A 24895-nucleotide genomic window follows, 5' to 3' on the forward strand; every position below is an offset into this window, starting at 1 on the left:
AACGCCCAGACACCGTGTTTATCCAGGCTGGGCGCGTCATCGTTAACGACCATCGCGAGCAAGCTCGCTCCTACAGGAACCCGGTGCTCACCGCCACAATCAGGAACACCCCCAGCACCGCACGATAGATCACGAATGGCCAGGTGGAGAACCGCTCCAGAAACTTCATCAGGCCCCAGATCGCGAAGAACGCCGAGACACTGGCGACCACCAGGCCAAAGATCAGGTGCGGCCAGGCATGGGCCGGAAGGTCGGCATGGAACAACACCCACAGCTCCTTCAAACCCGCCAGGGCGATCGCCGGCAAGCCCAGCAGGAACGAAAACCGTGCCGCTTCTTCACGCTTGAAGTTAAGAAACAGTGCGGCGGTCAGGGTCGAGCCCGAGCGGGAAACCCCGGGAATCAACGCGCCGATCTGCGCAATGCCGACAATCAGCGCATCCCGCAGGCGCATTTCGCCCACCGTGCGCTTGTGCCTTGCGCTGAGTTCTGCCGCCGCCAGCAGCACCGCCATCACCAGGCAGGAAATCCCGATCACCATCAGCCCGCGCAACGGCGAGTTGCACGAGTTGAGCGTCGACGACAAGGCAATCCCGGCAATACCAATCGGAATCGTCGCCAGCACAATGGCCACCGCCAACTTGAACCACTGGTTGTTGTAGTCGCCCTGGCGCACCGCGCTGATGCTGCCCACGGTGACCTGGCGCACATCCTTCCAGAAGTAACTGACCACCGCTGCCAGTGCGGCCAACTGCATGGCCGCGGAAAACGCCGAGCCGGGATCCGGCCAGCCGAGCAGGGCGGGCACGATGCGCATGTGGGCGGTGGAAGACACGGGCAGCAATTCGGTAATGCCCTGAATGATGCCCAGGATGCCGATTTGCAGGTAATCCAGGGACGCAAAGCCGACATCGAGGCCGCTGGTGCAGACGTTTGTCAAAGTACTTATCCTGAAAACGAGGGGAGGGAAGTGGCGCGGAGTTTAGTCTAACTTTGTAATGATTTTGTCGTTGACAAGAGAAAAGTGCGATCGGTTCAGCAAGTAGAAAGCTTGGCCGATGTATTGGCATTGCCGGTGGCTTTTGTTGACAATGGTGCCCTGTTTTTTTGCCGAGATGCCCATGCCTGCAATCCCCGATACCACCGTCGAATTGATCGAAACCGGCCCGGAACATGCCGCGCTGATCGCCAACCTTTACCAGTTCTACGCCTACGAGTCCTCGGACTGGGAACAGGAAGACGTCGAGGTGGACGGCCGTTTCTACATCCATGAGGAGCACCTGGCCCGCTACTGGCAAGACCCGCAGTGGAGCGCCAACCTGCTATTGGTCGATGGCTTTATCGCAGGTTTCCTGCTGATCGAAGGCAGCGAACTCCCGGGGATCGACGCGCTGGAGCTGGCAGACCTGTTCATCTTGAAGCGCTATCGCCGCAAAGGCATTGGCCGCGCCATCGCCACCCAGGTCTTGAGCAGTGGCGAGGCGAACTGGCTGGTGCGTTTCTATGATCAGGATGAAGTGAGCCAGGCGTTCTGGCGCACGGTATTGGATAACCTGCCCCGTCCGGTGCAGGCCATTGAGCTGGATGATGAGCCGAACCTGCTGAGCTTCCTCGTGACCCGCGCGGCGCTGCACTGAGGCATCAGCTAAACGCTGCGCCAGCCCCTGCACTGAACAGCGCCGCCTGCATCGCCTGAGGCGGCTGCCCGAATGCGCGCAGGAACGCCTGGCGCATGCGCTCGCGATCACCGAACCCGGTCTCGCGGGCGACCACTTCCACCGGATGGCGACTGGTCTCCATCATCGCTCGCGCAGCTTCTACTCGCAGGGATTCGATGGCCTTGGCCGGGGTTTGCCCGGTCTCTTCGCGAAACACCCGGCTGAACTGGCGCGGGCTGAGGCGCGCCACGGCCGCCAGCGCTTCGACTGAAAGGTCGTGAGTCAGATTCTCCCGAGCGTAAGCCAGTGCCAGTTGCACACGGTCGGATTTGGGGTCCAGTTCCAGCAGCGCCGACAGTTGCGACTGTTCGCTGCCACGCCGCTGGGCAATCACCAGCTTGCGCGCGATGCGGCGGGCGAGGTCGCTGCCCAGATCGTTCTCCACCATCGCCAGCGCCAGGTCCACCCCGGCGCTCATGCCGGCGCCGGTCCAGATCTGGCCGTCGACGACGAACAGTTTGTCTTCCTCCAGGCGAATCTGCGGGTAACGCTTGGCGAACGCCGGTGCGTGCAGCCAGTGGGTGGTGGCGCGCTTGCCCTCGAGCAACCCGGCTTCGGCCAGCACGAAGATGCCCATGCACAGCGAAGCAATGCGCCGGGACTGCTTGGAGGCCGCCTGGACCAGCCGCAGCAGGTTGGCATCAGGCAGTTGGAACTCCAGGTAGCCGCTGACGATCAATGTGTCATAACCCTCGGGCCGGATCGGTGTGCTGTTCACCGAGAACCCCTGGGACGTCATGATCGGGCCGCCACTCTCCGACACCAGGTGAAACTCATACGCCTGCTCGCCCCGCAGCAGATTCGCGCACTCGAACACCGAGCCCAGGCTAAGGCTGAGGGATTGAAAGTTCGGGTAAACCATCAGCGCAATGCTGTGCATCTCATCTCTCCAAGGGGCGCGGAGCGGTGATTGTCGGCGTGTAACCGGTAAACGGCAACCGGCTTGGCACAATGTCCGGAATCCTTGCGGACATGACATTGTGCGGTGTTGGCCCGGCTCCTAAGCTTCACTCCATTCCACCCCACATCACCCCGAGGCACTGGCACATGAAAGTATTGATGGTTTTGACTTCTCACGACCAGCTTGGCAACACCGGCCGCAAGACCGGGTTCTGGCTCGAAGAATTTGCTGCTCCCTACTACGCGTTCAAGGACGCCGGGGCCGACGTGACCCTGGCCTCGCCAGCCGGTGGTCAGCCGCCGCTGGATCCGGTCAGCGACCTGCCGGATTCGCAAACCGACCAGACCCGCCGCTTCGCCACCGACCCGGCGGCACAGCAGGCCCTGGCCACCACGCTGAAGCTGGACTCGGTCAACGCCGATGACTTCGACACCGTTTTCTACCCAGGCGGCCACGGCCCGCTGTGGGACCTGGCAGAGTCGAAAACCTCCATCGCCCTGATCGAAGCCTTCGAGCGTGCCGGCAAGCCGATTGGCTTTGTGTGCCACGCCCCGGGTGCCTTGCGTCACGTCAAGGCCGTCAACGGCGAACCGCTGGTCAAGGGGCGACGCGTCACCGGCTTCTCCAACTCCGAAGAAGCCGCGGTTGGCCTGACCGACGTGGTGCCGTTCCTGATCGAAGATGATTTCAAGGCGCTGGGCGGCAAATACGAGAAGGGTGCCGACTGGCAGTCCTTTGTGATTGAAGATGGCCTGTTGGTCACCGGGCAGAATCCTGCCAGTTCCAGCGACGTGGCCAAAGCGCTGTTGAAGCTGACCGCGTAACCCGCTAAATCCCCCAAAAGTAAGTGGTTGGCGGCTCCCCTGAGCGGGAGCCGGCCACTTCTGCACGCCCGAAATTCGCTTCTGGAACCCCCATCATGAGTAACAGCGCTTTAGGTACCCCGATCAAACTGGGGCACCACACCCTGAAAAACCGCATCGTCCTGCCGCCACTGACCCGCCAGCGAAGTGCCCAGCCCGGTGATATCGCCACGGACTTGATGGCGCTCTATTACCGCCAGCGCGCCACCGCCGGCTTCATGGTCAGCGAAGGCACGCAGATCGAGCCTCGCGGCCAGGGTTATGCCTGGACTCCGGGCATCTACACGCCGGAGCAGATCGACGGCTGGCGTACCGTGACCGATGCCGTGCATGCCGAAGGCGGCGTGATCTTCGCCCAGCTTTGGCATGTGGGCCGCGTGTCCCATCACGATCTGCAACCCGACGGCGCAGCCCCCGTCGCGCCGTCGGCGATTCAGCCGCAGCAAGCCAAGGCATTCGTTGCAACCGGGCCCGGCACCGGTGAGTTGGTGCAGCCGCCAGAGCCCCGCGCCTTGACTACCGCAGAGGTCAAGGAACTGGTGGCGCTTTACGCCCAGGCTGCAAAAAACGCACTGGCCGCCGGGTTCGATGGCGTGGAGATTCATTCGGCCAACGGCTACCTGGTCAACCAGTTCATCTCGGCGCATTCCAACCAGCGCGACGATGAATACGGTGGCTCGCTGCACAATCGCCTGCGTTTTTTGCGGGAAATCGTCGAGGCGGTGGCTGAAGTGGTCGGCCCGGAACGCCTGGGTGTGCGTTTTGCGCCGTTGTTCAGCGGCACTGACCAGGATCGGGTTTACATCGGCCTGGTCGAGGAAGATCCGCATCACACCTACATTGAGGCGATCAAGGTGCTTGAGGCTTCCGGCATCGCCTACGTGTCCATCGCCGAGGCTGACTGGGACAACGCGCCGGAATTGCCCGAATCGTTCCGCCGGGCTGTGCGCGACACCTTCACCGGTCGCATCATCTACGCCGGCCGCTACACCGCAGAGCGTGGCGTACGACTGGTAGAGGCGGGGCTGGCGGACCTGATTGCATTTGGCCGGCCATACATTGCCAACCCCGACTTGCCCCAGCGCCTGCTCAACGGTTGGCCGCTGAACCCGTTGAACGCTGCCGGCTTGTATGGCGGCACGGAAGTGGGCTTCACCGATTACCCGGTGTACGCCGGGTAAACGCGGCTACTCGGTCGGGTACTTGCGGAACGCCGAATGCTGTTCCGCACGTGCCGCATGGCGCTGCAAGTGCGGGAACGCATCGGCCTTCACGGCGTCGCCTATCTTGAGCTGGGTGAAGGACCAGGCGACCGCCACCGTCAGGCTCGCCTGGGTCAGCGGCGCGTTGCTGTCGCGCTCGGCCACCAGCGTCTCCAATAACGAATAAGCGGCCAGCAGTTGCCCGGTCACACGGTCGATCCACGGCTGGTGAAGTTTCTCGGCAGGCCGCAGGTGGTGTTCGTAGACGATCTGCACGGTCTTTTCGCACGCGGCCAGCGCCAGGCCGATCACTTGCAGATCCCGGGCAAGTGCCACTGTTTGCTGGGGCAACAGCTTTTTATCAGCCGGCACCAGGGCTTCCAGGTATTCGAGGATCAGGCCGGAATCCATCAGCACCGTCCCGTCGTCGAGCACCAATGTCGGGGCCTTGACCACCGGGTTGATCCTGGAGAACTCATCGAAGGTACTGAACACCGACAGTGCCTGGTGTTCAAACGCGACACCGTAGAGCTCCAGGGAAATTGCCACGCGGCGCACGTAGGGCGAGTCCAGCATTCCGACCAGTTTCATGTAGCCTCCATTTACCGCAGTGTTAAATTCAGATTACTTTATCGGGGGATCCACCCCTGCAATATCGATCTTTTTTATCACGAAAGGTTAGCCGTGCTTACATGAACGCTTTCCCGCCCTTGACCGCACTGCGCAGTTTCGAAGCCACCTCCAGGCTTGGGAGCGTGACCCTGGCCGCCAAGGAATTGCACGTCACCCACTCGGCAATCAGCCAGCAGATCAAGGCGCTGGAGGAGATGGTCGGCCTTACCTTGTTTGTGCGTGAAGGTCGCGGTCTGCGTGTCAGCGAGGATGGCCGTTTGTACGCGCTGCAAATCCGCCAGGCGCTGGCGGACATTGAGCACGCTACCCGGACGATCCAGGCCCAGCCGAAAATGGGCGAACTGGTGGTGGCCGTCATCCCCTCGTTTGCCCGCGCGTGGTTGATCCCTAGGCTGCCGGCGTTTCAGCAGCGTTACCCGGACATCAACATCCGCCTGCAAGCCAGCCTGACGGTTTCCAACCTGCATCAGGAGTCGGTGGATATCGGCATTCGCATGGGCAAGGGCGACTGGGAGGGCGTGGAGCGGACGTTACTGTTCCATGACGAACTGGTGGTGGTCGCGGCGCCACACTTTAACGGTGGGCAACTGCCGTGCACGCCTGCGCAGATCATCGAGAGCCGCATAATTCACAGCACCGAATCCTGGCTGCCCTGGTGCCAGGCGGCCGGTGTGGACGTGGCGGTTGAGCGTCAGGGCCTGTGCAGCAACGATTCGAACTTGGTGCTGGAGGCGGTGCGGCTGGGGCAGGGCATCGCGCTGGATCGGCGCAGCCTGGTGCAGGACGCCATTGGGCGAGGTGAGTTGGTGCAGTTGAGTGAGATCACCGCACCGTACCCTTATCCGTATTGGCTGGTGTGGCCGCCACGGGAGCGTGCGGCGAACAAGCGGCGGGAGTTTTCCGAGTGGTTGTTCGCCGAGGCGCAAGCGTATCAGGCCCTGTTGAAACGCCAGGCCTGACCCGCAGCGTTTTTTCAGTCCACCCGCAACACAATCTTGCCGATATGGTCACCACCTTCCATTCGCGCATGGGCCTTCGCGGCGTCGGTGTAGGCATACACCTCATCGATCATCGGCAGGCAACGCCCGGCCGACAGCACCGGCCACACGTGTTCGCGCAGTTGTGCGGCAATCGCGGCTTTTTCTTCTCGGGTGCGTGAGCGCAACAACGAGCCGGTGACGATCGCACGTTTGCCGAGAATTGCCAGCAGGTCGATGTCCTTGGCGCGTGCGCCGCCCAGGAAGCCCAGCATCACCAGTCGACCTTCCATGGCCAGGGCGCTGATGTTGTCGTTCAGGTAGGAACCACCCATGATGTCGAGGATCACATTGACGCCCTTGCCAGCGGTTTTGTCAGCGATGACCTCGGCGAAATTCTGTTCCCGGTAGTTGATCGGCTCGGCTCCCAGCTCGCGGATGGCGGCGCATTTTTCCGCGCTGCCGGCGGTGGCGAACGCTTCGATACCGAACTCGCGGCAGAGCATCAGCGCGGTGGTGCCGATGCCGCTGGTGCCGCCGTGGATCAGCACGCGCTGGCCTTTGTGCGCGCCGCCGATGCCGAACAGGTTGGCCCACACGGTGAAGAAGGTTTCCGGGATCGCTGCCGCCTGAATCCAGTCCAGGCCATCGGGAATCGGCAAGGTCTGGCTGGCGGGTACCGCGCAGTACTGCGCATACCCACCGCCATTGGTCAGGGCGCAGACCTTGTCGCCCAACGCGTATTCGCTGACGCCTTCGCCCAGCGCGACCACCACACCGGCCACTTCCAGCCCGGGAATCGGGCTCATGCCGGGCTTCATCGGGTACGTGCCGGCGCGCTGCAGGGCGTCCGGGCGATTGACGCCGGCGGCGTGCACGCGGATCAGCACTTCGCCGGGGCCGGCGACAGGTACCGGCTCCTGGCGTGGTTGCAGGACTTCGGGGCCGCCGGGGCTGGTGATTTCGATCAGGGTCATTTCGTGGGGCAGAGTCATTTGAGTGCACCTGTAGCAATGAACGTATGGGGTGGGACCGCGCCCGTTACCGAGCGGTTCAGCCTGCTGGCGATCCTGGGTATTTTTTCTGGTGCCCAGCATAGCCGTGATGAGTGATGCAATAATGCTGCGATTACACGTCACAACGATGCAAAACCGCATCGCAGGGAGAAGCCATGAACTGGGACGATGCCCGGGTATTTCTCGCGGTGTGCCGCGAGTCCACTTCGCGCGGTGCCGCGCGGGTGCTGGGGGTGGATCAGGCCACCGTAGGGCGGCGGGTCAATGCCCTGGAAAAATCCTTGAACGCGACGTTGTTTCTGCGCACCTCCGAAGGCTATGCGCTGACGGCCGTGGGTGAGGCCGCCTTGCAATCCGTGGAGAAAATGGAGCGTTCGGCCATTGAACTGGAACGTCAGGTCCAGGGCCTGGACGACCGCCTGACCGGCACCGTACGGGTGACCACCACCGACTCCCTGGCCATCGACTTCCTGATCCCGGCCATCGCCCGGCTGCACGACACGCACCCTGACGTGCGTGTGCAGATGGACGCTTCGACCCAGATCCTGAGCCTGGCCAAGCGTGAAGCTGACATCGCCGTGCGCAACACCCGCCCGGACAACCCCGACCTGATCGCCCGGCGCATCGCCCGCTGGCCGGTGGGGCTATTTGCCTCGCAGGCGTATTTCGACCGCCACGGCGCACCGCAGCCGGGCAGCCTGTTCGAAGGACACGACCTGGTGGTGTACCAGCCACACCTGCAAAGCCAGAAAGACCTGACCCTGGTCTCCGAGCCGCTGGGGCGCGGGCGCATCGTTGCGGCCATGAGTTCCAGCCTGCTGGTGCGCCGGTCCATTGCCGCGGGCCTGGGCATCGGTGAAATTCCGCTGATTACCGGCGAACGGGACGGTCTGGTGCGGCTGTGGCCGGAGCGTACGCGGCCATTGCCCTACGATGTGTGGCTGGTGACCCACGCCGACCTGCGGCACACCGCGCGGGTGCGGGTGGTGATCGATGAGATCGTCGCCGGGTTTGCCGACACGGGTGAGTAAGGTCCCAGGTCAGCACAACGCTGCAATTTCCGAGGCGTCCGTGGCCGCACAATCGGCTCCGGTTCCGGCGTAAAAACGTCGGTAAACGTCACGGGAACAGGTCGCTTATGAACGCATTGCTACGGGATGACGGGGCACGGGATTTAGGGCTGCTGTTTTTGCGGGTCAGCGGGGGATTGTTCCTGCTGTGGGTCCATGGTTTGCCCAAGCTGCTGGACTATGGCGAACAGTTGAAGGTGATCGAGGATCCTTTTCACCTGGGGGCGAGCGTGACACTGTTGCTGGCGATTTTCGCCGAAGTGCTGTGCCCGCTGTTGATCATCGCCGGGGTGCTGGTGCGCCTGGCCTGCTTGCCGATCCTGAGTGTGCTGCTGATCGCCATGCTGGTGGTGCATCCGCAATGGACACTGCTCGAAGGGCAGTTTGGCTGGCTGCTGTTGATCATTTTCACCAGCATCCTGATTGCCGGGCCCGGGCGAATAGCGTTCAACCAGCGGTGGGGCGGCGCCCTGCGTTACGCCTGAATAAAAAAGGCCGGGGGCAAACCCGGCCAAAAAGGAGTGGAGCAGGGTGCTGCAATCGCTTCAGCGCTCCAGGAACGCCAGCAGGTCGGCGTTCAAGGCTTCGGCATGGGTGACCGCGAAGCCGTGTGGCGCATCCTTGTACACCTTCAATTCGGCGCCCTTGATCATCTCGGCAGCCACCTTGCCGGTGGTCTCGAACGGTACGATCTGATCGCCATCTCCGTGGATCACCAGCGTCGGCACGTCGATCTTGGCCATGTCTGGACGGAAGTCGGTTTCCGAGAACGCAGTGACGCAATCTACGGTGGACTTGAGTGAGGCGAGCAGGGCGATCTGCAAGGTCTGGGTCAGTACGCCCTCGGAGACTTTCTGGCCCTTGTTGATGCCGAAGAACGGTGTGTTGAAGTCGGAAATGAACTGCGCGCGGTCCTTCAGCAGGCCGGCCTTGATGCCGTCGAACACATCCTTGGGAACACCTTGCGGGTAGTCGGGTTTCTGGCCGAACAGCGGCGTCACCGCCCCCAGCAACACCAGACCGGCGACGCGCGCGCTGCCATGGCGCGCGATATAGCGGGCGACGTCGCCACCGCCCATGGAGAAGCCCACCAACGTCACGTCCTGCAGGTCCAGGTGGTTGATCAGTTCGGCGATATCGTCGGCGAAGGTGTCGTAGTCGTTACCGGTCCAGGGTTGATCCGAACGGCCAAAGCCACGACGGTCAAACGCGATGGTGCGGTAGCCGCGGCTGCTCAGGTACTCCATCTGGTATTCCCACATGTCGGCGTCCAGCGGCCAGCCATGGCTGAACAGCACGGGTTTACCGCTGCCCCAGTCCTTGAAGTAGATTTCGGTGCCGTCTTTGGTGAGTAAAGTGCTCATGGAAACTCCTTGGGTGAGTACGAAGGCAAAGGCTGACTATTGTCGAACAGGCGCTGGCAGCGCTTGTACGGGTGTGCTTGGTTGGGTTTACCAACTGAACTTGAGCTCGACCCCCAGGTAATTGCTGTCATGCCCGCCGGCATCCCGCAGCGTCTGGCCGACCGCGTAGTGCACGGCCTCGACGGCGCCGGTGAGGTTGGGGGTAAACCCGTAGTCGGTACGAACTTGAGCATAGGCGCCGGTCCAGCGTTCACCCTGACCTGCGGTTCCGGCCACCGGCAGGTTGGGCTGAGTGTAGACCGCGTCTGCGGTGGTTTGCCGCCAGAGCAGGCCCACGGCGGTCTGAACGCTGAGCTTGGCGATGGGCTTGACGGTGATCGACGGCTTGACGTGAATCAGGTTGCTGTAGCCCGTATAACCCGCCAGGGAAAAGTAGTAGCCATTGGGGAACAGCGGGTTGAAGGTACCCACCGTGCCGTCACCGGCATGGCGGTCGCCCGAGGCAATATCCATTTGCAGTCCCAGGCGCGGGGTCCAGGCCAGGCTGTCGAAGGTGTAGCCCACGCGGCTGCCGCCACCCCAGGCACGGATATCCTTGTGCCCCACCGAGCCACCTTGCAGCATGGCTTCAATATCCCAATCGAACCCCAGGGCCGCGCCCCCCAGCCGGGCGTCGAACAGCTGGCGCTTCTCATCGCCGTCGCCATCCAGGTAGTGGGCATCGCTGCGTTCATACAGCCCGTAATAGGCCGACAGCTCATTCTTGCCACCCACCAGCCGCTCGACCCGCAGCATGTGAAACTGCGCGTCAGCGTTGGATTTATCGTCGAAGTGCCGCTCGTCCTGGTACTGCACCGGGTGGCTGGCGATCCCGATAAAACGCCAGTTCGAGGTTTCCCAGTCAGCCCATAACGCATCAAAGGACTGGCGCACATTCGGCCCATCCCGTGACGAGATGAAGCGCTGCAAGTCGAAGGCAAAGTCCTGCCGGCCGATGCGGCCCTTGAACGTGCCGGCACTGAAGGTGTTGATGTATTCCGCAAAGGCCAGGCGCAGGTCGACACGATTCTGGTCGGCGCCGCCGATTGAGGTTTTGTCATAGGCCCGGGCGTCTTCCAGCTGGGTGAACACCCGCCAGTTTTCATTCAGGTGCAGGTCGGCATGCACCTGGAAACGCTGGATCAGGTAACGGTCACGGGCCACGTTATTCACGCCGAAACCGCCCGCGTCATTCATCTCGAAGCGCTCACGCAAGGTTGCGCCCAGGGACAGGTAAGTGAACGGGTTGGCACTGGACAGCGGGATGTACTTCAGGCTGTCCAGGGGTTGGGTGCGCAGCGTCGGGTCCTTGAGCACGGACCAGTCTTCCTGCCAGCGGTTGGCCTTGATCGCCGGGCGCGTCGGTTGATCGTCAGCGTGGGCGCTGGCTGCCAGCAGCGGCCACAACACCGCCAGGCCCCAGCCTGTGCTGCGGATCATTTTGCGCGGCTGAGCTGGTGAATCTCCGCGACGTAACCGCCCGGGAACTCCACCAGCGCGCTGCGCCGGCCCTTACTCTCAAACGCCGGAACCAGCACCTTGGCCCCGGAGCCAGTGGCTTTGCCCAACGTCTCGGTCAGGTCGGCCACCTGATAGCCAGTGGTTTCATGGCCGAAGGGGTAGGGCAGTTGGCCGTTGGTGACCAGTACGGCCATGCGTCCGAACGGCGACTCGATGTCGACGCGCCGATAGCTGCCGCTGGCCTGGCCGATCTCCACCGCCGGGGCATGCTTGTGATCGGCCAGGACCTTGCCGTGGGAAAACCCGACAAAGGACTTGATGAACGTGTCGGCGCGGTCGCTGGAGACATACACGCGGTTCTCTGGAACGGTCTGGAACGCCGCGTAATCCGGGGCCTTGGTGTGCCAGTAGAGCTGCATGTTCACACCGCCCGGCCACTGGATCACCGCATCACGGCCGATGGGGTCGGGAAAGTCACTGACAATCACCGCCGCGCCGTTTTCCCGGGCAGCCTTGAGTGCAACGTCCATGTCCTTGACCAGGTAGCCGTTGCGCTCCTGGCCGAACGGGTGCGGGACAGGTGTGGTGAAGCCGAACAGCGACACCGTGCCCGCCGGTGTCTGCAGGAGTTGCGAGGTGGTGCTGCTGGGCACCGGCAGGACATTCACCACCACCTGGGGCGTGCTTTTTCCGCCGAATGTGGCGAGGAAACTCTGGGCAAAGCGGTCCACGTCAGCCGGGGCGACGTAGACGTGACTGGTGTCATATTGCGGCGCCACGGCCACATTCGGTGTTGCCGCCAACGCGCTGCCCACCAACTGCGCGCCCAATAGCGTCAAGGCCAGCGATATCGTCGTCACTTTCTTGCACATACCCATTCTCCAGCACTTTTCAGCGTGATCGAAAAGTCGCCAGCTTAGGGGCCGGGTTGCCGTGCGGATTGTACGGGCGTGCTCGGTTGAACGGTTCAGCGTCTATGCTGGTCAACTGACTTCAACCGTCTGAACAAACAGGTGAACGAAATGGCCAAGACTTACAGCTACGCCGCTCGTGACTCCAAGGATTCACTCAAGCCCTTCACGTTTGAACGACGCGCCCCCGGGGCCGATGACGTGCAGATCGACATCCTTTACTGCGGCGTCTGCCACTCGGACCTGCACACCGTACGCAATGAATGGCACAACACCTTGTACCCGTCGGTGCCGGGCCATGAAATCGTGGGCCGAGTGAACGCCGTGGGCGCCAATGTCAGCAAGTTCAAGGTAGGCGACCTGGCCGGTGTCGGCTGCATGGTCGACAGCTGCCAGCAGTGCGAATCCTGCGCCGAGGGCGAAGAGCAGTACTGCGAAAACGGCTTCACCGGCACCTACAACGGCCCGGTGTTTGGTGGCGAAAACACCTTCGGCGGCTACTCGGACACTATCGTGGTCAAGGAGAAGTTCGTCCTGCGCATCTCCCACGACGAGAGCAACCTGGCGGCGGTCGCGCCGCTGCTGTGTGCAGGCATCACCACCTACTCACCGCTGCACCACTGGAAGGTCGGGCCGGGTAAGCGCGTTGGCGTCGTCGGCCTGGGTGGCCTGGGGCATATGGCGGTGAAAATCGCCCACGCCATGGGCGCCTACGTCGTGTTGTTCACCACCTCGCCGAACAAGCGCGAAGACGGCCTGCGCCTGGGCGCCGATGAGGTGGTGGTGTCGAAGAACCAGGATGAAATGGCCAAGGTTGCCAACTCCCTGGACTTCATCCTCAACACCGTGGCCGCGTCTCACAACCTCGATGCCTTCCTCAACCTGCTCAAGCGCGACGGCACCATGACCCTGGTAGGCGCGCCGGACAGCCCACATCCGTCACCGACTGTGTTCAACCTGATCTTCAAGCGCCGCAGCCTGGCCGGATCGTTGATCGGCGGCATCCAGGAAACCCAGGACATGCTGGATTTCTGCGCCAGGCACGGGATCGTCTCGGACATCGAGATGATCGACATCCAGAGCATCAATGAAGCCTACGAGCGCATGCTCAAGGGCGATGTGAAGTATCGGTTTGTGATCGACATCGAGAGCCTGAAGAAAGAAAAACACGCGGCCTGATTGATCGCCGCAGATCCCCTGTGGGGGCGGGCTTGTGTGGGAGCGGGCTTGCTCGCGAAAGCGGTGGTTCAGCTGGCATATTCAGCGACTGACACACCGCCTTCGCGAGCAAGCCCGCTCCCACATTTTGATCTTCGCAAGTGTCTAGACCGACAGGTGCTCATACAAGATCGTCGCACCCACCAGCATCAACACCACGCCGCCAACCATCTCGGCGCGCTTGCCCACCACAGTGCCCAACACCCGGCCGAGCATCATGCCGATGGTTACCATGGTCATCGTCGCCAAGCCGATCGCCGCAGCGGCCACCAGGATATTCACGTCAACAAACGCCAGGCCCACGCCGACCGCCAGGGCATCGATGCTGGTGGCAAACGCCGTTACGGCAAGAATCATGAACGAGTGCTGGCTCGGTTTCTCTTCCTCTGGATCATCGGCCTTCAAGCCGTTGTAGATCATGTGCAGACCCAGGGCTACCAGCAGGGTAAAGGCGATCCAGTGGTCCCACTGTTCCACCCAGCGAGTGGCAGCCTGGCCAATAGCCCAGCCAATAATCGGCGTGATGGCTTCAATCACACCAAAGATCAGACCGGCCCGCAGGGCTTCGGTCAAACGCGGTTTGTGCAGGCTGGAACCTTTGCCGATGGCCGCCGCAAAGGCGTCCGTGGACATGGCAAGGGCGAGAAGAATGAGGGAAATGGGGTTCACGGTAAGGCTTCCAGTCGGGCTATATGAGTCAACGACACAACCACACGCCCGACTTCAGGCATGGATGTGTCGCTGGTCTCACCAACCAAAATGGTGTTCGCACCACGGCATGTTGCCGAGAATGTTGATACGAACGCTTCGAGAATCCGAAGCAGGCTACTCCCCAACGAGGTGGCGGATCATAGCCTTGGCTACATGAAAATTTTGTTAACCGTGCCTCACGGATGTTCCAGATGACACCGCACCTGCTGACTCATCCCACCGGTCAACCGCTGCGGCCGTTCGCAGCCTTGGGTGCGGCGCGGGCAGCGATCAAGGAAAAAGCACCCGCCCGGCAACACCCGGTTCCCCGGCAGCTCTGTCGGTGCACTGACATAGGCATCGTCCAGCGCCACCCCCAGCTTGGGCACCGCCTCCAGCAGCAGCTGGGTGTAGGGATGCTTCGGCTGCTCCAGCACTTGCTCGGCACACCCCAGTTCCACAATTTGCCCCAGGTACATCACCGCCACCCGGTCGGCCATGTGCCGCACCACGGATACGTTGTGGGAGATCAGGATGTAGGTCAGCCCCAGTCGGCGTTGCAGCTCGGCCAGCAGGTTGAGGATTTGCGCCTGGACCGAGATGTCCAGGGCCGAGGTCGGTTCGTCCAGCACCAGGATGCTCGGGTTGGAGGCCAGTGCTCGGGCGATGGCAATGCGTTGGCGCTGGCCACCGGAGAACTGGTGCGGGTAGCGGTCCAGGTATTCGGCACGGATGCCTACTTGGGCGGCGACCTTGGCGGCGATGGTGCGCATTTCACCCTTGGGCGTGTCGCCAAGGGCGAACAGCGGCTCGGTGATGATTTTCCAGATGGGCAGGCGTGGGTCGAGGGACGATTGCGGGTCCTGGAACACGATCTGTACATGACGGTGACGTTCCCGGGCGCTTTCGTAGACCCAGTCGACTTCGCCGTCGCTGGGCTTGACCAGGCCCATCAGCAATTGGGCGAGGGTGCTTTTGCCGCAGCCGGATTCGCCGACGATCCCTAGGGTTTCCCCACGGCGCACCTGCAAGTCGATGCCATTGAGGGCGTGGGCATAACCGCGCGGGCGGCCCAGCCAGTCGGTTTTTACCGGGAACTTGACCCGTACATCCCGCAGGGCCAGCAGTGAATCTTGAGGCACTGTCATTACACCGACTCCCCGGCAGTCAGCCAGCACGCGCTTTTGCGAGTGCCGACAGGGTTGATCAGGTTCAGGCGCGGGCGCTCGATGCATTGGCTCATGGCCTGGGGGCAGCGTTCGCGGAAGGTGCAGCCTGAGGGCAGGGCGGCGAGGTTGGGCACCTGGCCTGGGATGGTCAGCAGGTCATCGCCGGGCTTTACCTGTTCCGGCAAACCGCTGAGCAGGCCTTGGGTGTAGGGATGGCGCGGATCGCTCATCACCTGGGCGGTCGGGCCTTCTTCCACCACCGCGCCGGTGTACATCACGTAGACCCGGTCGCAGAACTGCGAGACCACGGCCATGTCGTGGGTGATCAGCAAGATCGCGGTGCCGCGTTCCCGGGCTTTTTCTCGCAGCAGCAACAGCACCTGGCGTTGCACGGTGACGTCGAGGGCAGTGGTGGGTTCATCGGCGATCAGCAACTGCGGGTCGCAGGAAAACGCCAGGGCGATCATCACCCGCTGGCGCATGCCGCCGGAGAGTTCGAAAGGGTAACTGTCGAGCACTTGCTCGGGGTCGGCGATGTGCATGTCCCGCAGCAGGGCGATGGCCTTGGCGCGTGCGGCAGCCTTGCTCAGGCGCTGGTGATGGATGATCACGTCGAGCATCTGCCGGCCAATGCGCCGGGTCGGGTTCAGCGCGGTCATCGGCTCCTGGAAGATCATCGCCGCGTCACGCCCGCGAATCTGCAACAGCTCTTTTTCGCTGGCGCCGAGCATGTCGCGGCCAAGCATCTGCAAGCTGCCGGCGGTGATCCGGTAACTGCGCTCCGGCAGCAGGCGCAGGCTGAGCATGGCGGTCACGGATTTGCCGGAGCCAGATTCTCCCACCACGCCGACCACTTCGCCGGGGTTGACGTGCAACGACACGCCGTTGAGTGCCTGGACGTTGTTGCGGTAAGCCGGGAATTCCAGGCTCAGGTTATCGATGGCAAGGACTGCCGGACTGGACATGGTCATTTCCCCTGTTGCCGTGGGTCGAGCAGGTCACGAACACCGTCACCCAGCAGGTTGAAACCGGTCGCGGTGACCAGGATCGCCAGCCCCGGAAAGGTCGAGTACCACCAGTTGTCGAGAATGAAATTGCGCCCGGTGGCAACCATCGCGCCCCATTCGGCGGTGGGCTGTTGTGCACCCAGGCCGATGAAACCCAAGGCCGAAGCCATCAGGATCGCGCTGCCGATGTCCAGGCTCAGCTGCACCAGCAACGGCGGCATGGCATTACGGCCCACGTGCCACGACACGATGTGCCAGCGCCCGGCGCCGAAGGTCTGGGACGCCTTGACGTAGCCCATCTGGCGAATGCTCAAGGCTTGCCCGCGGGCCAGGCGCACGTAGAACGGAATGCGCACCACGGTGATCGCCAGCATCGCGTTGAACAGGCTCGGGCCCAGGGCTGCGGCCAGGGCCATGATCAGCACCAGGGACGGCACCGACAGCATGATGTCCATCAAGCGCATGATCAGGCTGTCGAAACGCCCGCCGATAATCCCCGACAGGCAACCCAGCAAGCCGCCCACCAGGCAGGATGAAAACGCCACGAACAAGCCGACGCCCACCGACTGGCGGCTGCCGTACAGCACCCGGCTGAACAGGTCGCGGCCGACCTCATCAGTGCCGAACCAATGTTCGGCGGAGGGCTCGGCCAGGCGTTGGGCCAGGTTCAAAGCGTTGGGATCATGGCTGGCCAGCCACGGAGCGAAGGCCATGCAGATCAGCACGATCAAGGTGATGGTCAGGCCGGCGATGGTCAGCGGGCTGCGGCGTATTTGATAACCCAGGTACTCCATTCGCGCACGCCAGGTGGGGCGTTGCTCGAGGGGCACCGGTACGGGCATGGTCACGGGTGCGGTCATCTCAATTCACCTCGCCGATGCGTGGGTCGACCACCCGGTACAGCAGGTCGATCAGCATGTTAAGCAGCACATAAATAAACGACACCATGATCGCGAAGCCCATCACCGCCGGGAAATCCAGGGACTGGATCGACTTCACCACATACGCGCCCATGCCCGGCCAGGCGAACACGGTTTCCGTGAGCACGGCGCCGTACAGCAGGTCACCGAGGGTCAGGCCGAGCACGGTGATCGACGGGATCAGCGCATTGGGCAGGGCGTGGCGCAGGATCACCGCCCAGCGCGACAGGCCGTAGGCGCGGGCGGTACGTATGTAGTCCTCGCCCAACTGGTCGAGCATCGCCGAACGGATCTGCCGGGCGACCACGCCGAGGTTGACGAAACCCAGGGTGACGGCGGGCAGGATCAGGTGTTCCAGGGCATTCAGGAACAGCGGGATATCGCCGGCCAGCAGCGAGTCGATCAGGTAGAACCCGGTAAGGGTGCGGGGTGGTTCGAGGCCTTCATCCAGCCGACCGCTGCCGGGCAGCCAGCCGAGCTGGCCGTAAAACAATACGATCAGGCCCAGCCCGAGCCAGAAGGCCGGCGTGGAAATACCGGTGACTGCCAGCGTCCGGGCGATCTGGTCGATGGCGCGGTTGTGATACACCGCTGACAACACGCCAAGCGGCACGCCTACCAATACGGAGAGCAACAGGGCGGCAACCGCCAGTTCCAGGGTCGCGGGGAAGAAGGCTTTCAGGTCTTCAAGCACCGGGCGGCTGGTGCGGATCGACGTGCCGAGGTCGCCGTGCAGCAGGTCACTCATGTAGCGGCCGTATTGCTGGTACAGCGGCAGGTCGAGGCCCAGTTGATGACGGATGTTCTCGACAATGGCGTCGCTGGCCCGGTCGCCGGCAATCAGGCGCGCCGGGTCACCCGGGATCAGGTGAGAGATGCAAAAGGTAATCAGCGAAACGCCGACGACGACCAAAATCAGGCCGAACAGGCGTTTGCGCAACATATTCAGGAAGGCCATGAGGCACCTCGGGTGGAGAGCAGGCTTGTCGTGGCGAGGGAGCTTGCTCCCGCTGGGGCGCGAAGCGGCCCTGGCTTTTTTTGGGGCCGCTTCGCAGCCCAGCGGGAGCAAGCTCCCTCGCCACATAGAAAGGGCCAGGCGCAACAACCGTTGCGCCTCAGCAGTTTCTATTTACTGATCTCAGCCACGTTGAACACCTGCTCCAGCATCGGATGGAACACATAACCCTTCACCGAATCACGCATCGGCAAGGTGTAGTTCTTCTGATACAGGTAGGCGTACACGCTGTCCTTGAGCACGATCTTCTGGGCTTCCTGGTACAGCTCGGTGCGCTTGGCCGTGTCGTTGTTGGCCGCCGCGTCGCGAATCAGCTTGTCCACCACCGGGTTGCTGTAGAACGAGCGGTTGCCCGGCAGCCCTTGCAGGGACGAGTCGAACCAGAAGTTCATGTACATGTAGGGATCGGAGAAGTCCGGCGCCCACGAGCCGATGGACACGTCGAAGTCACCCTTGCCCAGGCGCTCGCGCATGGTGGCGTTGGCCAGCTTTTCCATCTTCAGGTTGATCCCCAGCGGCGCCAGGCTGGCTTGCAGGGTCAGGCCGATGGATTCCCAGTCCGGGTCCTTGTCGGAGTACATGTAGTTCAGGTTGGTGATTTTTGTCGGGAGCTTCTTCAGGTTGGCGCCGGCGCTGTCCAGGTCCTGTTTCATCAATGGCAGGCTCGGGTCATTGGCCCACATGCCGGCGGGAATCGGCCCGTTCATCAACTTGGCCTGGCCCTTGAGGATGCCGTCGACAATGCCTTTGTAGTCCACCGCATCAACGATTGCCTGGCGGGCGTTCTGGTTGTTCAGCGGGGCTTTCTGGTTGTTCAGGTACAGGTAGGTCACCCGCAGCGACGGGAATTCCTTGATCACCACGTCTTTCTTTTTGGCCAGGTTGGTGAGCTGGTCCTGGGGCATGTCTTCGGCAATGTCCAGGTCACCGCGTTCCAGTTGCAGGCGGCGTACCGAGGCTTCGCTGATGATCTTGATCACCACCTTGTTCAGCGCAGGTTTGGCGCCGGCGTAGTAGGTGTTGGGTTCCAGGGTCAGGCTCTGGCCCTTTTGCCAGTTGGTCAGGCGGAACGCGCCGGAACCGGCGGTGTGGGTGGACAGGTAGGCGTTGACGTCGCCCTGTTTCACCACGTCCGGGTTGATGATGCCGGCGCCGTTGTGGGCGAGGGTGTAGAGGAAGGGCGCGTAGGGTTTGGTCAGGGTGAAGCGCACGGTCAGCGGGTCGACCACGGTGACTTTCATGTCATCCGGGAACGCGCCCGACGGGCCTTGCTTGAGCTGCATCACGCGGTCGAAGGAGAACTTCACTGCGTTGGCGTCGACCTCGGCGCCGTCATCGAACTTGTTGCCGGGCTTGAGTTTGAAGTCCCACACCAGGCCGTCGGCCGAGGTGGTCCAGCTGTCGGCCAGGTCGCCCTTGACCTCGGTGCTGCCCTTGCCGTTTTCGACTTTGTAGGCCACCAGTTTCTGGTACGCCGGGTACGTCACCGCCCAATCGTTATTGTCGATGGTCACGGCCGGGTCGAGGGTTTGCGGGTCGGCGGCCTTGCCGATCATCAGGGTGTCTTTGGGGGCGGCGGCACTTGCCGATTGCCACGCGCCCAGGCTCAGGGCGGCGCACAGCAGGGAGAGTGCGAGGGGCTTGCGGTTGCTTGGGGTCATGCCGGTTTCCTTGATTATTTAGAGGAAAAAGCGGGTTGGTTTATTTTTATGAAATCTATAACCGGGCAGTTGGAGCTAAAGGGTGCTGCTAATTATTGTGATGGTACGGTCCTTGTGATCAGTGTGACTCCTCAATTAATGGGAAAAGTTCGGCATCCGGCAATTCGTAATGCCACCACTCGGTGGCAATCGCCTTGAAGCCGGCGCCGAGCATGATGCCCAACAACAGCAGGCGGTTGCGCTGCACCTGCGGCGGCAGGTCGGGGTAAAACTGGTGGGACTTGGGCTCCATGGCATCAAACGCCGTGCCCATGTCCAGGGGGGTGCCGTGTTCATCAATCAGCGTCAGGTCGACGGCCACGCCACGGGTGTGATGCGAGCCCAGGCGCGGGTCGCGCACGTAGTCCGGGTTGGGCAGGGCTTGCCACAGCAGTTGCTGGGCGTAGGCCGGCCGATAGGCGTCGTAGATCAGCAGGGTCATGCCGGCCTGGCGTGCCAACAGGCTCGCCTTGCGCAGGCAGGCCGCCGCTTCGGTGTGCAGCAGGCAGCGGGTGTTGCGGTAGATCACGGTGCCTGCGAGGTTGTCGGCACTGGCGTAGATCAGGTCGACCTGTACCGGGTATTCCGGTGGGGCGATTTCTACCAATGGGCTGGTATTCACTCAAAGATTTCCTTTCCAGGGTCAGGATTCGAACTGGCCGAAGGCCTGTTGCAGGGCGCGGTTTTTCGCCAGGCGTGCGTCCAGGCGTTCGCCGTAGCGGTCAGCGACGGCAGACACCATCAGGTTGAACAGGCACGTCAGGGGCGCCATGGAGTCCCAGAACTGGCCAACATCGGTTTTCAGTTGCAGCAGGTCCAGGTCGTAGTCCCGGGCCCAGGGGCATTGCAAATCGGTGATCAGCGCCAAGGGTAGACCCTGGGCATTCGCGGTCTCGCAGAACGTGGGCGTGATGCTCGAATACGCGCGGAAGTCCGCCGTGATGGCGTAGGGTTTTTCAAAGCCGGAGTTCAGGGTCTCGGCGTAGATCCCCGACAGGCCGTCGACGTAATAGACCTTGGGGCGAATGTATTCCAGGTGACTGTGGAACGCATTGAGGATGCCGCGGGTGGACTGGATGCCGAGGATGAACACGGCGTCGGCGTCCACGATGTGCTGCACGATATCGGCGAAACCCTGGCTGCGGGCCAGGCCGTAGACGTGCTGGATGGCTTCGATCTCGCGGTTGAGGGAGCGGTCGAGGGCGTCTTCCTGATCGTTCTCCTGGCGAAAAGCGCCCAGGCGGTCAGTGATCAACCAGGATGCTTGCGGGTCGCCGCGCAGGCCTTGCTTGACGTCATCAAGGTTGCGATAACCCAGGGTTCGCAAAAAACGTCCCACTGAAATTCCAGTGGTGCCGGCTTGCTGAGCGATGCTGTCGGCGGTTTCGAACGGCAGCTGTTGCAGGTTGCCCAGCAGGTAGGTGGCGATGCGTTTGCCGGTGGGCGTCAGCGTCGGGAACTGCTGTTCCAGCGTGCGCTGGAAGCTGTTTTTATCCATGACGTTTTCGCGGAGACCGGTCATTGATGTTACTCAGATGTCGTATTTTGATTGGCTGTTAGAAACATAACATCGGCAATCGCGATAACACAATGGCTTTTTTTCGAGTGGATATGCAGGGGGGACAAGCGGCGATCAAGGCCGCTGAGGTTTCACCGAGGTCCCGAACGTATTGCCCATGCGCACGCTGGTCGCCGCCGGGGTAGAGAGCCCGATCTGGTTCGGCTTGCGTTTTTCGATGGGCACCTGTTGCGCTTCCTGGTTCTTTTGCGTGGCCTTGGCGGCGTCCGGGTTATTGCCCATTTGCTGGCTCAGGCAGCCATAGTCCGGCGCCTTGTAGCCATCCACATTGACCTCGGCGCAGCCACCGGGAGCGCCTTCGGCGTGGGCCACCAGCGGCAGGGTTGCACACAGCAACAGGCTGGCGAAGGTCGGGAACAGGTTCATCAGTGCCTCCTGGCGCGCCCTGGGAAATGGGCGGGTATGGCGCAAAAGTGTAGTGCAGCGAGCTGGCCGTCACCGTGATGTTTTTTTTGCTGGCCCCGTAACATCAGATTCATAAACGGGCCTCAGGATGACGGTTTTGTAGGCTATGTCGGACGTGTTGCGATGCTGAGCAGGGGGGCTTGGAGGCGCGCGGGCTGCTGCCTGGCTCTGCTGTTGGGGCTGGCGCAAAGCGTGCGCGCCGAAGTGATCCTGGACCTGCCTGCCCAGAACCTGGACAACGCCCTCCAAGCGTTCAGTCGTGCCACCGGCATGGCGGTGCTGGTGGACCGTGAATTGACCCGGGGCCGGCGTTCCATCGGTGTACATGGCCGCTACAGTGCGCAGCAAGCCCTGAGCCTGCTGCTGACAGGGAGTGGCTTGATGGCGCGATATGCCCGCAGCGATGCGTTCACCCTGCAAGTCCCCGAGGTCAGCCAGCCGGCCACGACGCGGGGACTGAAGGCCGGTCATGGGGCACGGATCAACAGCAGCTACGCCACGGCCTTGCAGCAGGCGATCGAACGCAGTCTGTGCCGTTCGCCCCTGACCCGGCCCGGCAGTTACCGCGCGCTGGTGCAGGTGTGGGTCAACGGCGACGGGGTGATCGAACACAGCCGCCTGGTCAGTTCCACCGGTGACCTGCAGCGTGACGAAGCGCTGGTACGCGGCCTGGGCACCACCCGTGTCGAACGCCCGGCGCCCAGTTCACTGCGCTTGCCGGTGACCTTACTTTTGATGCCCGATTCAACAGGAACACGCATGGAATGCACAGCAGGGGAAGGAGTTTCCGGGGCATGAAAGACACCGGCCACAGCACGATGGTCAGCCTGTTCCTGGCGTCCTACGAGGACTTCAAGGTACGCCTGCGCAAGCGCCTCGGGTCCGAGGACCTGGCCAACGACGTGCTGCACGAAACCTACCTGCGGGTCGACCGCATGGACATGCCGCCGAACCTGGCGCAACCCAATGCCTACCTGTACCGCATGGCCCTGAACATCGCCGCCGACCGACGCCAGGCAGATGCGCGGCTGTTGACCGGCAGCGAAGTCGAAGAGCTGCTGCAGACCGTCGATGAAGCCCAGGACCCGTCGCGGGTGGTGGGTGGCCAGCGGGAAATCCAGTCCTTGCTCAAGGCCCTTTACGAACTGCCGGCGCGGCGGCGCCAGATCCTCATCGCTGCGCGCCTGGAAGAGGCGCCGCACCTGGAAATCTCCAAGCGTTTCGGGATTTCCACGCGCATGGTCGAAAAGGAAATCAAGGCCGGGCTGGGCCACTGCGCGCAGCGCCTTGAAAGAAAAGTGATCCAGCGGTTCGGTCCCGGGGCCGGAAAACCGTCTTAGTGATTGAGTCCCTGATAATCCGTTGAGTACCTGCGCGCTTGAACATTTTTAACTTCTCCGCTGCCCGGAATACGCCAGACAACCCCCTGCACGATGAAGCGCGTGACTGGCTGGTGCTGCTGACTTCGGGCCGGGCCACCGTTGCGGATGCCAAAGCGTTGCGCCAGTGGTGCGCCCAGAGTCCGGAGCATGCCCGGGCGTTCGAGCAGGCCAAGGTGTTGTGGCAGCAATTGGCTCCCGCCGCCGAGCAGTTTTCCCGCCCGCGGCATTTGGGGCGGCGGGCGTTTTTGGGTGGGGCGATTGCGGCGTCGGCGGCGGTGTTTATGGTGCGGTTTACCGTGCCGGGTGGGTTTGCCGGGTTGACGGCGGATTACCGCACCGAGGTCGGGGAGCAGCGGCGGGTGGAGTTGAGTGAGGGGGTTCGGCTGGAGCTCAATACCCAGACGCGGATCAGTCGGCGCGAGGGTGGGATTGAGTTGGTGGAGGGGGAGGTTGAGGTGGTTGCCAATGCTGTGATGCCGCTCCAGGTTCAGGCTGGTGGAGGGTGGTTGAGTGCGGCTCGGGCGCGGTTCAATGTGCGCAATACGGATCACAGTGTGTGTGTGACGTGCATTGATGGGGCGCTATTGGTGGCTGTGGGTGGGCGTTCGGTTCGGCTTGAGGGTGGGCGGCAACTGACATATGACGCTGGTGGTGTGGGTGAGCCGGTGGCGGTGGATGTGCAGGCGGTGGTGGCCTGGCGGGAGCAGGTGTTGGTGTTTGATAACGCGACGTTGGCGACGGTGGTGGATGAGATTAATCGCTATCGGCCGGGGATGTTGCTGCTGATGAATGCGCAGTTGGGCAAGCGGCGGGTGCAGGCGCGGTTTAGTTTGCATCAGTTGGCGGGGGTGGCGCTTTTGATTCGCGATGCGTATGGGGCTAAGTGTACGGAGTTGCCGGGGGGGGTGGTTTTGTTGAGTTGAGCGGTGGTGTGAATATCCGTTATTTAGGTAACGGCGGCTTATGGTTTCGCTCTTACAGCGACTCACTTTGGAAAAGCCCCAAAGTAAGCAAAGGGCTCTGCCCCGCCTGTCGGCACCTCGCCTAGGCTCGGTGTTCCCTCACTCCGGCATTGCTCCGCGGGCCGCCGCGACGGGCCATCCATGGCCCGGCGCGGCTAAACCGGCGTCCTGCCGGTTTACCCGCTCCGCAATACCTGCGTTCGGCCTCGGGCTTATTGGGGCAGTCAGATCAAAATCAAAAGCAGATCAAGAGCACAGCGGCCTCCCGGCCGGCTTGAGTGTTAAAAGCAAAAGCAAAAACCAGAGCGAAAACAAATCTGCTTTTCTGTGGGAGCGGGCTTGCTCGCGAAAAACCTGAGAGCGCCGCGTTCATCCAGAATGCCCGCGTCATCGTTAACGACCTTCGCGAGCAAGCCCGCTCCCACATTTTTTGGACCGTGCCCGCTTTAGATTTTGATTTGGCTTTTGCTCTTCAACACTCAAGCCGGCCGGTAGGCCGCTGTGCTCTTGCTTTTGATCTTGATCTTAGGCGCCCCGTTAAACCACGCTGGCCGAACGCAGGCTTTGGAGCGTGGGTAACCTGGCAGGACGCCAGGTTAGCCGTCCTGGGCCAGGGATGGCCCATGACGGCGGCCCACGGTCCAAAGCCGGAGTGAGGGCACACCGAGCCTAAGCGAGGTGCCGAGTGGTGGG

General features: G+C 62.4%; 26 protein-coding genes and 1 riboswitch. Of the genes, 10 read left to right on the top strand and 16 right to left on the bottom strand.

The annotated features are described in order from the left end of the window. Window positions 1–70 precede the first annotated feature (70 nt). Complete coding sequence (locus NVB75_RS32040; protein ID WP_017475366.1) at window positions 71–940, bottom strand: undecaprenyl-diphosphate phosphatase; 870 nt, start codon at window positions 938–940, stop codon at window positions 71–73. 190 nt (window positions 941–1130) lie between these two features. On the opposite strand from NVB75_RS32040, the gene NVB75_RS32045 reads away from it, so the two are divergent. Continuing rightward, window positions 1131–1637: a GNAT family N-acetyltransferase gene (locus NVB75_RS32045; RefSeq protein ID WP_309149025.1), complete on the top strand. Its 507-nt coding sequence runs from the start codon at window positions 1131–1133 to the stop codon at window positions 1635–1637. A gap of 4 nt (window positions 1638–1641) precedes the next feature. Here NVB75_RS32045 and NVB75_RS32050 read toward each other — a convergent pair whose 3' ends face one another. Beyond that, a complete protein-coding gene (locus NVB75_RS32050; protein WP_063029087.1) occupies window positions 1642–2598 on the bottom strand; it encodes a GlxA family transcriptional regulator in 957 nt (318 codons plus the stop codon). 167 nt (window positions 2599–2765) lie between these two features. On the opposite strand from NVB75_RS32050, the gene NVB75_RS32055 reads away from it, so the two are divergent. Then, a complete protein-coding gene (locus NVB75_RS32055; protein ID WP_026077713.1) occupies window positions 2766–3443 on the top strand; it encodes a type 1 glutamine amidotransferase domain-containing protein in 678 nt (225 codons plus the stop codon). 95 nt (window positions 3444–3538) lie between these two features. Next, on the top strand, window positions 3539–4663 hold the full coding sequence (locus NVB75_RS32060; RefSeq protein WP_258344969.1) for an alkene reductase: 1125 nt from the start codon (window positions 3539–3541) through the stop codon (window positions 4661–4663). 6 nt (window positions 4664–4669) lie between these two features. Here the strand turns inward: NVB75_RS32060 and NVB75_RS32065 are convergent, their stop codons facing one another. Then, window positions 4670–5275, bottom strand: a complete 606-nt coding sequence (locus NVB75_RS32065; RefSeq protein ID WP_258344970.1) for a glutathione S-transferase family protein — start codon at window positions 5273–5275, stop codon at window positions 4670–4672. Window positions 5276–5376: 101 nt separating this feature from the next. Between NVB75_RS32065 and NVB75_RS32070 the strand changes: the two genes are divergently transcribed. Then, window positions 5377–6276, top strand: coding sequence for a LysR substrate-binding domain-containing protein (locus NVB75_RS32070; protein ID WP_258344971.1), 900 nt, complete (start codon window positions 5377–5379; stop codon window positions 6274–6276). 14 nt (window positions 6277–6290) lie between these two features. Here NVB75_RS32070 and NVB75_RS32075 read toward each other — a convergent pair whose 3' ends face one another. Beyond that, on the bottom strand, window positions 6291–7289 hold the full coding sequence (locus NVB75_RS32075; protein ID WP_258344972.1) for an NAD(P)H-quinone oxidoreductase: 999 nt from the start codon (window positions 7287–7289) through the stop codon (window positions 6291–6293). Window positions 7290–7465: 176 nt separating this feature from the next. Here NVB75_RS32075 and NVB75_RS32080 point away from each other — a divergent pair, with 176 nt between their 5' ends. Together NVB75_RS32080 and NVB75_RS32085 are read left to right on the top strand one after the other, a co-directional pair. After that, a complete protein-coding gene (locus NVB75_RS32080; protein WP_258344973.1) occupies window positions 7466–8341 on the top strand; it encodes a LysR family transcriptional regulator in 876 nt (291 codons plus the stop codon). A 107-nt stretch (window positions 8342–8448) separates the two neighbouring features. Continuing rightward, the gene (locus NVB75_RS32085; protein WP_258344978.1) at window positions 8449–8865 is read left to right on the top strand and encodes a DoxX family protein; all 417 of its coding nucleotides are present in this window, start codon (window positions 8449–8451) and stop codon (window positions 8863–8865) included. Window positions 8866–8925: 60 nt separating this feature from the next. On the opposite strand, the gene NVB75_RS32090 is transcribed toward NVB75_RS32085, so the two are convergent. The 3 genes from NVB75_RS32090 to NVB75_RS32100 form a co-directional block, all read right to left on the bottom strand. Next, window positions 8926–9744: an alpha/beta fold hydrolase gene (locus NVB75_RS32090; protein ID WP_258344980.1), complete on the bottom strand. Its 819-nt coding sequence runs from the start codon at window positions 9742–9744 to the stop codon at window positions 8926–8928. 87 nt (window positions 9745–9831) lie between these two features. Then, window positions 9832–11223, bottom strand: a complete 1392-nt coding sequence (locus NVB75_RS32095) for an alginate export family protein (protein WP_258344982.1) — start codon at window positions 11221–11223, stop codon at window positions 9832–9834. Beyond that, entirely contained in the window at window positions 11220–12116 is an 897-nt protein-coding gene (locus tag NVB75_RS32100) for a glyoxalase (RefSeq protein ID WP_258344983.1), read from the bottom strand. The genes NVB75_RS32095 and NVB75_RS32100 overlap by 4 nt, the downstream gene beginning before the upstream one ends. Window positions 12117–12266: 150 nt before the next feature. Here NVB75_RS32100 and NVB75_RS32105 point away from each other — a divergent pair, with 150 nt between their 5' ends. Continuing rightward, complete coding sequence (locus NVB75_RS32105) at window positions 12267–13334, top strand: NAD(P)-dependent alcohol dehydrogenase (protein ID WP_258344984.1); 1068 nt, start codon at window positions 12267–12269, stop codon at window positions 13332–13334. A gap of 144 nt (window positions 13335–13478) precedes the next feature. Here the strand turns inward: NVB75_RS32105 and mntP are convergent, their stop codons facing one another. From mntP to NVB75_RS32150, 9 genes are all read right to left on the bottom strand, one after another. Then, window positions 13479–14042, bottom strand: coding sequence for a manganese efflux pump MntP (mntP, locus tag NVB75_RS32110; protein ID WP_063029108.1), 564 nt, complete (start codon window positions 14040–14042; stop codon window positions 13479–13481). Window positions 14043–14052: 10 nt separating this feature from the next. Next, window positions 14053–14219: riboswitch (yybP-ykoY riboswitch) on the bottom strand. Window positions 14220–14260: 41 nt separating this feature from the next. Beyond that, complete coding sequence (locus tag NVB75_RS32115; RefSeq protein ID WP_017475343.1) at window positions 14261–15211, bottom strand: oligopeptide/dipeptide ABC transporter ATP-binding protein; 951 nt, start codon at window positions 15209–15211, stop codon at window positions 14261–14263. Continuing rightward, on the bottom strand, window positions 15211–16203 hold the full coding sequence (locus NVB75_RS32120; protein WP_093208668.1) for an ABC transporter ATP-binding protein: 993 nt from the start codon (window positions 16201–16203) through the stop codon (window positions 15211–15213). The genes NVB75_RS32115 and NVB75_RS32120 overlap by 1 nt, the downstream gene beginning before the upstream one ends. Beyond that, on the bottom strand, window positions 16200–17081 hold the full coding sequence (gene ddpC, locus NVB75_RS32125; RefSeq protein WP_032868129.1) for a D,D-dipeptide ABC transporter permease: 882 nt from the start codon (window positions 17079–17081) through the stop codon (window positions 16200–16202). The genes NVB75_RS32120 and ddpC overlap by 4 nt, the downstream gene beginning before the upstream one ends. A gap of 19 nt (window positions 17082–17100) precedes the next feature. Continuing rightward, window positions 17101–18117: an ABC transporter permease gene (locus NVB75_RS32130; RefSeq protein ID WP_258344985.1), complete on the bottom strand. Its 1017-nt coding sequence runs from the start codon at window positions 18115–18117 to the stop codon at window positions 17101–17103. Window positions 18118–18284: 167 nt separating this feature from the next. Beyond that, window positions 18285–19835, bottom strand: coding sequence for an ABC transporter substrate-binding protein (locus tag NVB75_RS32135; protein ID WP_258344986.1), 1551 nt, complete (start codon window positions 19833–19835; stop codon window positions 18285–18287). Between the two features lie 118 nt (window positions 19836–19953). Continuing rightward, on the bottom strand, window positions 19954–20496 hold the full coding sequence (gene ddpX / locus NVB75_RS32140) for a D-alanyl-D-alanine dipeptidase (RefSeq protein ID WP_177045484.1): 543 nt from the start codon (window positions 20494–20496) through the stop codon (window positions 19954–19956). 21 nt (window positions 20497–20517) lie between these two features. Continuing rightward, a complete protein-coding gene (locus tag NVB75_RS32145; protein WP_032898755.1) occupies window positions 20518–21372 on the bottom strand; it encodes a MurR/RpiR family transcriptional regulator in 855 nt (284 codons plus the stop codon). A gap of 135 nt (window positions 21373–21507) precedes the next feature. Beyond that, a complete protein-coding gene (locus tag NVB75_RS32150) occupies window positions 21508–21819 on the bottom strand; it encodes a hypothetical protein (RefSeq protein WP_258344987.1) in 312 nt (103 codons plus the stop codon). Window positions 21820–21981: 162 nt separating this feature from the next. Between NVB75_RS32150 and NVB75_RS32155 the strand changes: the two genes are divergently transcribed. Genes NVB75_RS32155 through NVB75_RS32165 form a run of 3 tightly spaced genes read left to right on the top strand, consistent with a single transcriptional unit; the run spans window position 21982 to window position 24163 of the window. Continuing rightward, a complete protein-coding gene (locus NVB75_RS32155) occupies window positions 21982–22656 on the top strand; it encodes a TonB C-terminal domain-containing protein (RefSeq protein ID WP_258344989.1) in 675 nt (224 codons plus the stop codon). Continuing rightward, entirely contained in the window at window positions 22653–23198 is a 546-nt protein-coding gene (locus NVB75_RS32160; protein ID WP_258344990.1) for an RNA polymerase sigma factor, read from the top strand. Before NVB75_RS32155 ends, NVB75_RS32160 begins: the two co-directional genes overlap by 4 nt. 38 nt (window positions 23199–23236) lie before the next feature. Next, window positions 23237–24163, top strand: a complete 927-nt coding sequence (locus tag NVB75_RS32165) for a DUF4880 domain-containing protein (RefSeq protein ID WP_258344992.1) — start codon at window positions 23237–23239, stop codon at window positions 24161–24163. Window positions 24164–24895 lie beyond the last annotated feature (732 nt).

It is taken from the genome of Pseudomonas sp. CBS (genome assembly GCF_024734645.1).
GTDB lineage: Bacteria > Pseudomonadota > Gammaproteobacteria > Pseudomonadales > Pseudomonadaceae > Aquipseudomonas.